The following is a 12,865-nucleotide window of genomic DNA, read 5'->3' as shown; positions in this document are numbered from 1 at the left end:
ATGGCAAAAGGACACGTTATTCAAATTATGGGGCCGGTTGTCGACGTTAAATTCGAAGATGGCCATCTCCCTGAAATTTATAATGCGTTAAAAATACAGTATAACGCTGCAGGTGAAACGCAAGAGCTTACAGTAGAAGTAGCACTTCACTTAGGCGATGATTCTGTACGTACCATTGCAATGTCATCTACTGAAGGTGTTCAAAGAGGTGCAGAAGCAATTGATATGGCTGCACCAATTTCAGTACCAGTTGGTGATGAAACATTAAGTCGTGTCTTCAATGTATTAGGTGAAAAAATTGACCTTGATGAAGATCTAAGTCCAACCGTTCGCCGTGATCCAATTCACCGTGAATCGCCTAAATTTGATGAGTTAGCAACTGAAACAGAAATACTAGAAACAGGTATCAAAGTTGTTGACTTACTAGCACCTTATATCAAAGGTGGTAAAATCGGTTTATTTGGTGGTGCGGGTGTAGGTAAAACCGTACTTATCCAGGAATTGATCAACAACATCGCACAAGAACATGGTGGTATTTCCGTATTCGCAGGTGTTGGGGAACGTACACGTGAAGGAAATGACCTTTACTATGAAATGAAAGACTCGGGAGTAATCTCGAAAACAGCAATGGTGTTCGGTCAAATGAACGAGCCACCTGGAGCGCGTATGCGTGTAGCACTAACTGGTCTTACAATGGCGGAATACTTCCGTGATGAACAAGGTCAGGACGTGTTATTATTCATCGACAACATTTTCCGTTTTACCCAAGCAGGTTCAGAGGTATCCGCATTACTAGGTCGTATGCCATCTGCCGTTGGTTACCAGCCAACACTTGCAACGGAAATGGGACAACTGCAAGAGCGTATTACATCAACTAATAAAGGTTCTGTTACATCTATTCAAGCAGTATATGTACCAGCCGATGACTATACAGACCCGGCACCGGCTACAACTTTCGCCCACTTAGATGCAACAACAAACCTTGATCGTAAATTATCTGAGCAAGGGATCTACCCTGCTGTGGATCCATTAGCGTCCACATCACGAGCTCTTGACCCAGCGATTGTTGGGGAAGAACATTATAATGTAGCACGTGAAGTACAGCAAACGATCCAAAAATATAAAGAATTACAAGATATTATCGCAATCTTAGGTATGGATGAATTATCTGATGAAGATAAATTAACGGTATCTCGTGCGCGTCGTATCCAATTCTTCTTGTCACAAAACTTCCACGTTGCCGAACAGTTTACTGGACAAAAAGGTTCTTATGTACCTGTTCAAGAAACGGTACAAGGATTCCGTGAAATCCTAAACGGGAAATATGATGATCTTCCAGAGGATGCATTCCGTCTAGTCGGACGCATTGAAGAAGTAGTAGAAAAAGCAAAACAAATGGCATAATAATGGGACAAGGGGACAGGTTTAATGTCCCGGCTCCCTTTTTCCGAGTTAATCAAGCCTAAGGAGGGGTTCTGTTGAATACACTAACAGTAAGTGTTGTTACTCCGGATGGCCCTGTTCTGGAAAGTTCATTTGAAATGGTTAGCTGTAAAGCTGAGAGTGGAGAACTCGGGATCTTACCAGGTCACATTCCGCTCGTTGCACCGTTATCGATTAGTTCAGTACGCTTAAAAGGAGAGAATCCTCAAAGAATTGCCGTTAGTGGTGGTTTTCTGGAGGTTCGTCCTGATAAAGTGACAATTCTTGCACAATCAGCAGAACGACCTGATGATATAGATGTCAAGCGTGCGCGGGCAGCGAAAGAACGAGCAGAACGACGTTTACAAGCTAAGCAAGATGAAATTGATTTCAGAAGGGCAGAACTAGCACTCAAACGTGCCTTAAATCGAATTGAAGTCGTAGAAAATAAATAAGACAGTAATGGAAGGGACTGTCTCAATCGATTAGATTGAGTTCAGTCCCTTTTCAAACTTTAAGCAATTTTCTTACTTTTACGACAAAATAACTTTAAATTTCCCGGGAAATATCGAATCTTACTAGAAAGAGACGAAAAGACATAGTATATGTTAGAATAGATTAAAATGGTTAAAAACGAGGGATTTATAATGATGCAGAGTTTAGCACAAGAAGGTTTAATAGGAATGTTGTCACACTTGATTTTTATCATCATAACGTGGCAAGTACTCCAATCATTAAACTTTGATGAATTATTTCGTAAGCATAAAGTTTTTGAAGCTCGAATATTAATTATTTTCATTACGATCGCTATTGGTTCAACCGTGAGTAATTTCTTTTTAGATTTCTTGCAATGGGCACAACAGTTGATTTATTTATTCTAAATGGCCACTTTTACAAAAAAAAAAGAGTTCAAAGACGCAGGTTATTTAGACTTAAGAACATACATTTACTAGAAAATAAAAAATACATGTAACCAATAAGTATAAATACTTCATTCTCCGCTAATACTTGAAGTAAAAAAGGAGTGCGGGAAATGAAGTATTTATTTTTATGTTTATTTACCATTAGTAGTGTTTTTGCAATCGGAATGCCTAACCAGTTAAGTACGAACAATGCAATATTTTCTGGTAGAGAAATAGATGACATGATAGATATAATCGATCAACAACAATTAAATCTATCAAACTTGCAAACTACAATTAAAGAAACAAAAAAAATAAATGATATAACTAGTTTTGAAAAGAAGTTAAGAGGGTATCAATTGAACATGGTCGAAAATGACTCCCACATAAAATATCAATCCAACACCCAAGAAAGAGGAGGTATCAACGAAACAGTATTAATAGTGCGCACTAGCTCAGAGAAAAACAACTATCAAGTAATTTATACTATTTCATCATCTGATACAACGACAGAAGTACTAGATATTTATAAATCTAGACTAGAGACAATTACTAATGACTTATTTACAGGGAAAGCTCAAAGTTTTTCTTGTGTTGAAGCTTGGAAAAATGGTATTATAGATATTGTTTGTTTTATAGAATTTGTAAAAAAGAGTCTAGATATGACAATAATCGACGAAATAAAAGAATCTCATTTTTATACATGGACTGGCTTTACGCCTAAATGGGATCAAAAATTAATACAAGATACCGAAGAATTTAACTTGCAGATCGCTGTAAGAGAAGGGGTAGGGGACAGAACAACGGTTACAATAGGAACACCTATCCTAATAAATGAATACTAATAATAATGAATATGGTATACAGAGGAGAATGAGCCTTGGAAAATATTATCGTTCGTGGTGGGAGGCAATTAAATGGCACTGTCAAAGTTGAAGGTGCAAAAAATGCCGTTTTACCTGTCATCGCTGCAAGCATAATTGCGAGTGAAGGAAAAAGTACAATACATGAAGTACCTGCCTTAGCAGACGTACACACAATCAATCAAGTATTATCAAGTATGAATGCAGAAGTTTCTTATCAAAATAATACAGTAACAGTTGACGCTACAAAACCATTATTAACGGAAGCCCCTTTTGAATATGTTCGTAAAATGAGAGCATCTGTATTGGTTTTAGGTCCACTTTTAGCTCGTTATGGTCATGCGAAAGTAGCACTGCCTGGCGGATGTGCAATCGGATCACGGCCAATTGATTTACATTTAAAAGGATTCGAAGCAATGGGTGCTGATGTCCATGTTGGTAATGGCTTTGTTGAAGTATCGACAAATGGAAGATTAACTGGCGCAAAAATTTATTTGGATATGCCTAGTGTTGGAGCGACAGAGAATATTATGATGGCAGCTGCTCTAGCAAATGGAAAGTCCATTATTGAAAATGCAGCAAAAGAACCCGAAATAGTAGATTTAGCAAATTTCCTTAATAAAATGGGAGCTAACATTGTAGGCGCTGGTACAGAAACAATTAAAATAGAAGGTGTCGATAAACTTCTTGGTACGGAGCACACGATTATTCCTGATCGAATTGAAGCAGGAACATTTATGGTCGCTGCAGCAATCACAGGTGGAAATGTGTTAATAGAGAATGCGGAGATCGAACACATTCGTGCCCTTGTTTCAAAAATGGAAGAAATGGGTGTCCGCATTATTGAAGAGAAAAACGGTATCAGAGTAATTGGACCGAAACATTTGAAAGCAACGGACCTTAAAACTTTACCACATCCTGGTTTTCCAACAGATATGCAGTCTCAAATGATGGCACTTATGCTCTATGCATCAGGTACAAGTGTCATAACAGAAACTGTATTTGAAAACCGATTTATGCATGTGGAAGAGTTCCGTCGCATGAATGCCAAACTAAAAATAGAAGGCCGTAGTGTTATTGTAGAAGGTCCGGTAAATTTACAGGGTGCAGAAGTCGCGGCAACAGATTTACGTGCCGGAGCAGCGCTTATATTAGCAGGCTTGGTGGCTGAGGGTTATACAAGAGTAACTTCACTTCACCACATTGATCGAGGCTATGTGGATATTACTGAAAAATTTGCACAGCTTGGTGCAGATATTGAACGTGTTGCACCAGTTGAGACTTCATTTGTAGCCGCAGAACCAGAAGTAATCATAGCAAATCAAGTAGAAGTACAATAATAGAAAGAGGACAGCTTAATAGAGCTAGTCCTCTTTTTCTTTTGTTCTATTCCCCTATTAATGTGAATAAGATAGAGTAGGATTGAAAGAATGAATAGAGGAGGTTATCCATGTCCAAATGGAAACAGAATCAAAGCCAGACTAATTGGAAAATACCACTAATGATCGGAATTACTTTTTTATTAGTGTTGATGTTTGTGATCCCAACAATTATTGTAATCCCGTTTAAGGGAAGCGAATCAACACAAGCATCGATCGAAACGGAAAATACTACCGCATCTTCCCAAGAAGAAACAACAGCCTTACAATCTCCTTTTGATGTTCATGTTTTACGCACAGCTGAAAATACAGTGGAAGATATCCCTTTAGAGGATTATGTAGTACATGTGGTTGCCTCTGAAATGCCGGCTGATTTCGAATTAGAAGCATTAAAGGCTCAAGCACTTGCAGCTAGAACGTATATTGTCCGTTTTTTGCTTCACGATACAAATGAGGATCTTCCTGGTGGTGCAGATGTAACCGATACGATTCAGCATCAAGTTTTTAAAAATACAGAGGAACTAAGGCAAGTATGGGGAAGTGATTATCATTGGAAAATAGAGAAGATTACAGAGGCGGTTAAGGTTACGCAAGGTGAAATCATTACACATGGCAATCAACCAATCACACCGGCCTTCTTTTCGACTAGCAACGGCTATACAGAAAACTCCGAAGATTATTGGGAAAGCGAGCTGCCATATTTGCGAACGGTAGAGAGTCCATGGGATGAAGAAATATCACCTAAATTCTTAGATCAGAAAGTATTTACTAAAGCAGATTTGGAAAACAAATTAGACATATCATTAAACCAAATAAGTGAGTTCCAGTTAACCAGAACAGAGAGTGAACGAGTTGCTTCCGCTACAATAGGTGATGCAACCTTTACTGGACGTGAAATTAGAGAAAAACTAAACTTACCATCGAATGATTTTACCATTACCAAGAAAAATGATCACTATGTATTTACGACAAAGGGCTATGGCCATGGTGTAGGCATGAGTCAGTATGGCGCAAACGGGATGGCTAAAGAAGGAAATAGTTACAAAGAAATTGTCGAACATTATTATCAAGGGACACAAATAAACACGTTAGAACAGGCAACACCTACTCTTTTAGTAAAAAAATAAGAAAAATCTAACAAACTATGTATAAATTTTCCTCTATTTGATCACAATGGTAGCTGAGGTGATGCATAATGGAGGAAAACAAGAACGTTTCAAAAAATAGTTGGAAACGTATCTTCAAGAAAAAATGGTTCTTTCCTGCTGTATATTTAGCAGTAGCTGCTCTCGTCCTGACAGGAGTGTTGTGGTATCAAAATGCTATTAATCAAGCACCAGATATCGCAGAAGATATGGAAAATCAATTAAACGATTTATCTGGTGATCAAACAGAGCAGGATGAAGAAGATGCTACAACGGTAATGCAGCAACAGGAAGTACTACAGATGCCCGTTCCAGAAGACTTGCAAGTAGAAATTGTGACCAAATTTTATGATTATGGAGCAGACGCAGAAGACCAAGAACAAGCGCTTATTTCACATCAAAATAAATTCTATCAAAGCGATGGAATTGCGATCTCAACATCTGATCATCAAGCATTTGATGTAAAAGCTTCATTGTCAGGTCAAGTAGTAGAGGTGAAACAAGATCCACTACTTGGAAATGTTGTCAAAATGGAACACGAGCAAGGTATTTCCACTTATTACGCAAGTTTAGATGAAGTACTAGTGGAAAAAGGAACAGAGTTAAAACAAGGTGATTCGATTGGAACTGCTGGTCAGAATGTGATGGGTCAGGATAATGGTGTCCATGTTCATTTTGAAGTAAGAAAAGATGGTACACCAGTTAATCCAGAAAATTTTGTGAATCAACCAATTCACAAAATTATCGCACCGGATGAATCAGGTGAAGACGAAGAACGAGCAGAAGACACCGAAGAAAACGAAGAAAATGATGACACAGAAGAAGACGCAGACGAAGAGCAAGAAGATTCCGAAGAAGAAGCAGAAGAAACAGAAGAAACAAACGAATCATCAAGCGCAATGGAACGAACATAAAAAAAATCTCCTTACCATAACAAATGGTAGGGAGATTTTTTTGTGAACCTGAACCAAAACAGGAAAGTACGACATAACACTTTGAGGTAATTATGAGATAATATATGTGCTTAGCAATCGCTCCGGCTTGTCCGCTTCCCTTTCCGCGGGTTTTCCTCCTCAGCTAACTTTTTAAGCAAAGTGCGCTTAAAAAGTGGATCTTCGGATGAAAACTTCCCGCAGGAGTAGAAGCGGACGCCTGCGCTTTTTTGTATTCTGCAACTCAAGCAAGAATAATCATGCTGGCTTTATTCACTATTTCCTATCAAATTGTCATTAAATTATTTATCATTGTTATCAATCTATGCTAATTTATTGTCTAATTGTAAAAATCAAAAATATTTGCATTTGTAATATTTGTAAAGGTTCATTCAGCGTAGGCGGCCACTTCGACTCCTATGGGATTGTTTTCTCTGAAGATCCACTTTTCCATGCGCTTTTTGCATGGAAAAGTTAGCTGAAGAGAAAACCCCATGGAAAGCGAAGTGGACAAGCCGAAGCGGTTACCACGCAGTTATAAAATCTCATAATTAACACCTGAATTATGTCGTATAACTCTTATACCCGTAATGATGATATGAAAGGCATGATTATGATATGATACATTTCCACTTTTTTCTGTATAATTTTACTTGCAAGCTATGAAAAAGCGACTGAACTTGTCGATATCTCTAACTATTTGACGAACGATTCTAGTAAAAAAAGTATTGCATAATTTCTCGAATATGAAATAATTAATAAATGTGAAAGGAGATAAATTATGGAAATTACAAACACAATGCAAGGGATAATCCTGGAACATTTTGAATCAGAAAAACAACTTCAATTAACGCAATTTTTAACAATGGTAAGCTTAGATAATAATGAAGCAACAGAGCTTGAGATTACGAAGGAATTTTTGCTGCAAAGCAATTCAGACTTGGACAAGCGCTTAGCCTTAGAATATTTTTTTATAAATCATAGTTATCCAGAACTAAAGTATTTTATTCAATTAAATAGTGAAAGTAGTAATGCCCTGAATAAAGAAATGGCAAAGCTATATCAATTGATGCTAGACTTGAGAAATGGCAAACCTGTCCATGAAGTTAGGACATATGCACAATCGGTTGCCACCTTTCATCCAGAACTAACTTGCTTAAAATACTTTTTATTTATAGCAATCGATCTCAACGTATGTAACTATGACCGCATCGGTTATTTTCTTAATAAAGTTCAAAAAAAATTACACCAAATCGAAAATCCTCTTTTAATTACTTTCTTCAACATAAGAAAGCAATTATTATTGTTTATCTACTATTGGAAACGGAATGAGTTAATTTTAGCTAGAAAACACGCCTACGAAGCACTGCAAATGCCTCACCATGTTAAACAGAAAGCACAACTTCACCTAGATTTAGCACTTAGTTATATATATGAAGATTTTGAATCTAGTCTCTATCATATTGAAGAGGCTAAGTATATAGCTTCCTCTCTTCAAGATCAACAGACGTTAAACAAAATAGCAGATTATACGTATCCTTTTATTTGTGCCAATTTTGGTAAAGTAGATGGCGTAACCACCAATGATCCGATTGAAACAGCACACTTGGAAATCGTCAAAGGAAATACCCGTCTTGCCAAAGAAATATTAGAAGAGTTACCAGTCTCCACGCCATTTACAAAATATTATTTAGGATTAGCCACCAAGAAGCAACATTTCTTTATACATTCTTATCAACACTTTATGGAAAAAAGGAGTGATCACTTTTTTGCGAGATTACCACTCAGAGCAACAGAAGGGTTAGGAATCTAAAATAAAAAAAGGGAATAGGAGAAGAATGTCTAAAATGAGAAAGCAACTAAATGATACGGATCCAGATTATGGGGATATAGGTTAAAAAGCGATGGAGAAAACCATCGCTTTTTCTCTGTACGGGATCCGCACCTTGGAATTTAACTGTCATAATAGGATGAATTGCTTAATATGATGGTACAAATTATCTTTTATTTGTCTGGGGTGAGGATGCGATGGATTTAGAATGGATGGATAATTTTATAAAGTAATACTTGTCTCTGTTCACACCTTGGACCGACAACTTTTGGGAGGCGAGTGAAGTGCATGACTACATCAGAGAAAGAACATTAAAGATTGGCAGGTATATTGTAGAAACAAAAAAAACTGTAAGAGTAATTGCTAAAGAGTTTGGAGTCTCAAAAAGTACCGTACACAAAGATTTAACGGAACGCTTACCAGAGCTGCATCCCGAATTAGCAAACGAAGTTAAGATTGTTTTAAGTCATCATAAAGCAATTCGCCATTTGCGTGGAGGTGAAGCAACAAAAATGAAATACCAACTCCATAGTAAGAAGACATCACCTGAGTCTGAACAACTTTTGACAAAATAAGTTTCGAGCATCCTCTCTAATTCATACATACCCTTCATTACAACTCATACTTCTAATTATTTTCTAATATCTGATAAAATCCAACAATATATTTGAAATTAACTGACATTTTTATTGGAAAAATGTAACGACATTCTTAATTTTATGATATTATATATAATTAGAGGTATTCTGTACCATAATAGTATAGTCAACTACTTTAGAACTACATACAAACCAAAACATATTGACATAAACTTAAGCATGGTAATGAAATAGGGAGGATCAACATTCATGTTTTCAAGAGATATTGGAATTGACTTAGGAACGGCAAACGTATTAATTCATGTAAAAGGTAAAGGAATCGTCTTAGATGAGCCATCAGTAGTGGCAATGGATCGTAATACAGGAAAAGTATTAGAAGTTGGGGAAGAAGCTCGTCGAATGGTAGGACGTACACCGGGTAATATCGAAGCAATTCGACCTTTAAAAGACGGTGTGATTGCAGATTTTGATGTAACGGAAGCGATGTTAAAATATTTTATTAATAAAATTAATGTGAAAGGTTTCTTATCTAAACCTAGAATGTTAATTTGCTGCCCAACCAACATAACAAAAGTGGAACAAAAAGCAATTAAAGAAGCTGCCGAGAAATCAGGCGGTAAAAAGGTATACTTAGAGGAAGAGCCGAAAGTAGCTGCAATTGGTGCTGGCATGGATATTTTCCAACCGAGCGGGAACATGGTAGTAGATATTGGTGGTGGTACAACAGATGTTGCTGTACTATCCATGGGTGATATCGTTACTGCTCAATCCGTCAAAATGGCCGGAGATAAATTTGATGAAGAAATACTTCAATATGTGAAGCGTAAATATAAATTACTAATTGGTGAACGAACGGCAGAAGATATTAAGATTAATGTTGCTACTGTATTCCAAGGAGCACGTAGTGAAGAGATTGATATTCGTGGGAGAGATATGGTAACAGGTTTACCAAGAACCATCACGATTCGTTCTGAAGAAGTTGAAGAAGCGTTGCGTGAGTCGATTGCATTAATCGTACAATCAGCTAAAATCGTTTTGGAAAAAACACCACCAGAATTATCGGCAGATATTATCGACAGAGGGGTAATCTTAACCGGTGGCGGTGCATTATTAAATGGTCTTGATCAGTTATTAGCAGAAGAATTAAAAGTTCCTGTTTTATTAGCAGAAGAACCAATGAATTGTGTAGCAAAAGGAACAGGTATAATGTTAGATAATATCGATAAATTAGAACGTTCTATTGTGTAATATATACATATAAAAGGATCGCTACATAGAGAGGAGTGCTACAGATGCTTCGAGGTTTTTATACAGCAACAAATGGAATGATGGCACAGCAGCGTAGGCAAGAAGTGTTATCTAATAATATTACCAACGCACAGACGCCGGGGTACAAACAAGATCAAGTGTCACTAAGATCTTTTCCAGAATTGTTGATTCAACGGATGGAAAATCGTGATTTCCCGAATTCCCAGAATCGAACCGTACCAACGATGACCGAAATAGGGGCGATTAATACAGGTGTATATGTACAGGAAACGATTCCTGATTTTGTACAAGGTTCCTTAAGAGAGACAGGTATTTCTACTGATGTCGCTTTAGTACAAGGAGAAACACCTGATGAGGAAGGTTCGATCTTCTTCAATGTACAAAACGATGAAGGCGAAGTACGTTATACGAGAAATGGTAATTTTACATTAGATGGTCAAGGTAATTTAACGACAAATCAAGGTCATTATGTATTAGATGAGGCCGGTAATCCGATTAATACAGATGGCTTGGATTTCACGGTGACACCTGAGGGCGTTCTATTATTAGATGGTGCAGAGATTCCGTTAGCTGTTTCATATACGGCTAATCCGAACGACTTAGTGAAAAACGGCCAAGATTTACTTGAGTTAGCTGAAGATGGTGCAGCTTTGGTAGATGCTAGAGGTGTTGCAGGATTGCAATTTAATGTCCAGCAAAATCATTTAGAAAACTCAAATGTCGATGCAGCCCAAACCATGACAGATATGATGCAAGCATATCGTAGCTTTGAAGCAAATCAAAAAGTGGTTCAGCAATATGACCGCAGTTTGGATAAAGCAGTCAATGAAATAGCAAGACTTGGATAAGAAAAGAGGTGAACATGCATGACTAGAATGACCTTTCAAGCTGCCGCAACGATGGGGCAATTACAAAAAAGACTCGATAATATTGGGAATAATATCGCCAACTCCAATACGACAGGATATAAAAATCGTGATGCTAACTTTTCATCTTTATTATCACAGCAGATTAATACGGAACCAGATCCAACCAACCCAGCAGGACGGCTAACACCTGATGGACTGCGTGTTGGGTCCGGAGCAAAGCTAGGCCATACCAATATTAATTTTGATCAAGGTTCTTTACAACGTACCGACCGAAATCTTGATGTAGCATTGTTAGAAGACAATCATCTTTTTCAAGTGGCGGTGAATGAAAATGGTGAGGAAGAAGTGCGTTATACGAGAGCTGGTAACTTTTATTTAACTCCATTGGAAGATGATCAAGTGATGCTTGTTACTTCTGAAGGAAACCCTGTGCTAGGACAAGGTGGCGATCCGATTGTTTTAGCTAATAATATGGATGACCTTAAGATTGAGGAAAATGGACAAATTAATGTTACGAGAGATGGTGTGCAAATGGTGGAAGGTGAGCTTGCTGTCGTTGAAGCGGTTCGACCGCGTTTATTAGAAGCAGCTGGAAATAATTTGTTTCGCCTTTCTGAACAATCATTGGAAAATTACCCACTTGACGAAATTATCAATGGCGTTGGGTTTGCTGATGTTAATATGGAAAGTGGAGCACTAGAAGCATCAAATGTTGATATAGGTAAGCAACAAACAGACATGATTGAAACACAAAGGGCCTACCAGTTTAATGCAAGAACGATTTCCATGCATGACCAAATGAAAGGTCTTATTAACCAATTAAGATAAGTAAGTTTTTATGAATAAGGAGACACTTGTATGTCAAAGGATGCCAAAGCAAATAATACAACTAAAACCAAATCAGAAGAAAAGAAGCAAATAAAAAAACAGTCTTCAGACAAAAAAGAAACAAGAGCGGTTAAAAAGGCAGAAAAGAAAGCCGAAAAAAAATATATCCGCAGATTTGTTCCGATTTGGATGAAGGTTCTGATTGTGATTGTTTTAAGTTTATTTGCGTTAATGATCGGTCTTATTATCGGTTTCAGTATACTAGGCGAGGGAAGCCCGCTCGATGTACTTAAGTGGGAAACATGGCAACATATAATCGATTTTGTGCGAGACGTGTAAAAGAGTGTGAGACATTAGAATGCAATTAGAAAAATCCAAACGATTCGATCGTTTGGATTTTTATGGATATTAGGAGGAAAGTGCTACACTATTGTGTTGGTAATTATGAGATAATATATGTGCTTGGCAATCGCTCCGGCTTGTCGGCTTCCCTTTCCGCGGGTTTTTCTCCTCAGGTGCGGCCGAGCATAGGTCGTAACATATAGCGGGTGGGATTCCCGCCAAGTAAGAACTAGCCAATCACTTGTAGCGAGTCTTGGAGGGCAAGTGGTAACACATTGCCTTTAAGCGTAGACAGTTAGGTAACGGGCCGGAAAGCCCTAGTGGCTGAGGGATAGAGCTCTGAAATAAAACCAAAGCTGAGAAGGTCGATGTGTTCTGAGGCATAGAAGGCAACAATAGGATTCTCGTTAAAGGCGAGAGAATGCTATCTTCTCCGGAGTCGAAGACCCTGGCACGTTACACATTGATATGTTGCGGTAACTCG

General features: G+C 37.8%; 13 protein-coding genes. All 13 read left to right on the top strand.

Going from position 1 to position 12,865, the window contains the following annotated elements:
- Positions 1 to 1,404 carry a F0F1 ATP synthase subunit beta gene (gene atpD / locus BN3107_RS16360; RefSeq protein ID WP_058308693.1) on the top strand — a complete coding sequence of 468 codons (1,404 nt, stop codon included), beginning with the start codon at positions 1 to 3 and terminating at the stop codon, positions 1,402 to 1,404.
- A gap of 74 nt (positions 1,405 to 1,478) precedes the next feature.
- Positions 1,479 to 1,877, top strand: coding sequence for a F0F1 ATP synthase subunit epsilon (locus tag BN3107_RS16355; RefSeq protein ID WP_058308692.1), 399 nt, complete (start codon positions 1,479 to 1,481; stop codon positions 1,875 to 1,877).
- 192 nt (positions 1,878 to 2,069) lie between these two features.
- The gene (locus BN3107_RS16350) at positions 2,070 to 2,303 is read left to right on the top strand and encodes a DUF1146 family protein (RefSeq protein WP_058308691.1); all 234 of its coding nucleotides are present in this window, start codon (positions 2,070 to 2,072) and stop codon (positions 2,301 to 2,303) included.
- Positions 2,304 to 2,455: 152 nt separating this feature from the next.
- Complete coding sequence (locus tag BN3107_RS16345; RefSeq protein WP_058308690.1) at positions 2,456 to 3,169, top strand: YwmB family TATA-box binding protein; 714 nt, start codon at positions 2,456 to 2,458, stop codon at positions 3,167 to 3,169.
- Positions 3,170 to 3,204: 35 nt separating this feature from the next.
- Complete coding sequence (gene murA, locus BN3107_RS16340; protein ID WP_058308689.1) at positions 3,205 to 4,527, top strand: UDP-N-acetylglucosamine 1-carboxyvinyltransferase; 1,323 nt, start codon at positions 3,205 to 3,207, stop codon at positions 4,525 to 4,527.
- Between the two features lie 110 nt (positions 4,528 to 4,637).
- Positions 4,638 to 5,693, top strand: a complete 1,056-nt coding sequence (spoIID, locus tag BN3107_RS16335; RefSeq protein WP_058308688.1) for a stage II sporulation protein D — start codon at positions 4,638 to 4,640, stop codon at positions 5,691 to 5,693.
- A 68-nt stretch (positions 5,694 to 5,761) separates the two neighbouring features.
- Positions 5,762 to 6,625, top strand: coding sequence for a M23 family metallopeptidase (locus tag BN3107_RS16330; RefSeq protein WP_058308687.1), 864 nt, complete (start codon positions 5,762 to 5,764; stop codon positions 6,623 to 6,625).
- A gap of 799 nt (positions 6,626 to 7,424) precedes the next feature.
- Entirely contained in the window at positions 7,425 to 8,456 is a 1,032-nt protein-coding gene (locus BN3107_RS16325; RefSeq protein WP_058308686.1) for an AimR family lysis-lysogeny pheromone receptor, read from the top strand.
- A gap of 302 nt (positions 8,457 to 8,758) precedes the next feature.
- On the top strand, positions 8,759 to 9,049 hold the full coding sequence (gene spoIIID / locus BN3107_RS16320) for a sporulation transcriptional regulator SpoIIID (RefSeq protein ID WP_058308685.1): 291 nt from the start codon (positions 8,759 to 8,761) through the stop codon (positions 9,047 to 9,049).
- Positions 9,050 to 9,322: 273 nt separating this feature from the next.
- Positions 9,323 to 10,321 (top strand): rod shape-determining protein, encoded by a 999-nt coding sequence (gene mreB / locus BN3107_RS16315; RefSeq protein ID WP_058308684.1) that lies wholly within the window; start codon positions 9,323 to 9,325, stop codon positions 10,319 to 10,321.
- A gap of 44 nt (positions 10,322 to 10,365) precedes the next feature.
- Positions 10,366 to 11,190: a flagellar hook-basal body protein gene (locus tag BN3107_RS16310; protein ID WP_058308683.1), complete on the top strand. Its 825-nt coding sequence runs from the start codon at positions 10,366 to 10,368 to the stop codon at positions 11,188 to 11,190.
- Positions 11,191 to 11,208: 18 nt separating this feature from the next.
- The gene (locus BN3107_RS16305; RefSeq protein WP_058308682.1) at positions 11,209 to 12,039 is read left to right on the top strand and encodes a flagellar hook-basal body protein; all 831 of its coding nucleotides are present in this window, start codon (positions 11,209 to 11,211) and stop codon (positions 12,037 to 12,039) included.
- Positions 12,040 to 12,069: 30 nt separating this feature from the next.
- The gene (locus BN3107_RS16300) at positions 12,070 to 12,378 is read left to right on the top strand and encodes a DNA-directed RNA polymerase subunit beta (RefSeq protein ID WP_058308681.1); all 309 of its coding nucleotides are present in this window, start codon (positions 12,070 to 12,072) and stop codon (positions 12,376 to 12,378) included.
- Positions 12,379 to 12,865 lie beyond the last annotated feature (487 nt).

It is taken from the genome of Gracilibacillus massiliensis, assembly GCF_001458115.1.
GTDB lineage: Bacteria > Bacillota > Bacilli > Bacillales > Amphibacillaceae > Gracilibacillus > Gracilibacillus massiliensis.
The sequence above is the reverse complement of the archived record's forward strand: the minus strand, read 5'-3'. Positions and strand labels throughout refer to the sequence as shown.

What these genes read in the sequence shown, in the direction of transcription:
- atpD (WP_058308693.1), top strand. Translation starts at nt 1, where the DNA reads ATGGCAAAAGGACACGTTATTCAAATTATGGGGCCGGTTGTCGACGTT.
- BN3107_RS16350 (WP_058308691.1), top strand. Translation starts at nt 2,070, where the DNA reads ATGATGCAGAGTTTAGCACAAGAAGGTTTAATAGGAATGTTGTCACAC.
- BN3107_RS16345 (WP_058308690.1), top strand. Translation starts at nt 2,456, where the DNA reads ATGAAGTATTTATTTTTATGTTTATTTACCATTAGTAGTGTTTTTGCA.
- spoIID (WP_058308688.1), top strand. Translation starts at nt 4,638, where the DNA reads ATGTCCAAATGGAAACAGAATCAAAGCCAGACTAATTGGAAAATACCA.
- BN3107_RS16330 (WP_058308687.1), top strand. Translation starts at nt 5,762, where the DNA reads ATGGAGGAAAACAAGAACGTTTCAAAAAATAGTTGGAAACGTATCTTC.
- BN3107_RS16325 (WP_058308686.1), top strand. Translation starts at nt 7,425, where the DNA reads ATGGAAATTACAAACACAATGCAAGGGATAATCCTGGAACATTTTGAA.
- mreB (WP_058308684.1), top strand. Translation starts at nt 9,323, where the DNA reads ATGTTTTCAAGAGATATTGGAATTGACTTAGGAACGGCAAACGTATTA.
- BN3107_RS16310 (WP_058308683.1), top strand. Translation starts at nt 10,366, where the DNA reads ATGCTTCGAGGTTTTTATACAGCAACAAATGGAATGATGGCACAGCAG.
- BN3107_RS16305 (WP_058308682.1), top strand. Translation starts at nt 11,209, where the DNA reads ATGACTAGAATGACCTTTCAAGCTGCCGCAACGATGGGGCAATTACAA.
- BN3107_RS16300 (WP_058308681.1), top strand. Translation starts at nt 12,070, where the DNA reads ATGTCAAAGGATGCCAAAGCAAATAATACAACTAAAACCAAATCAGAA.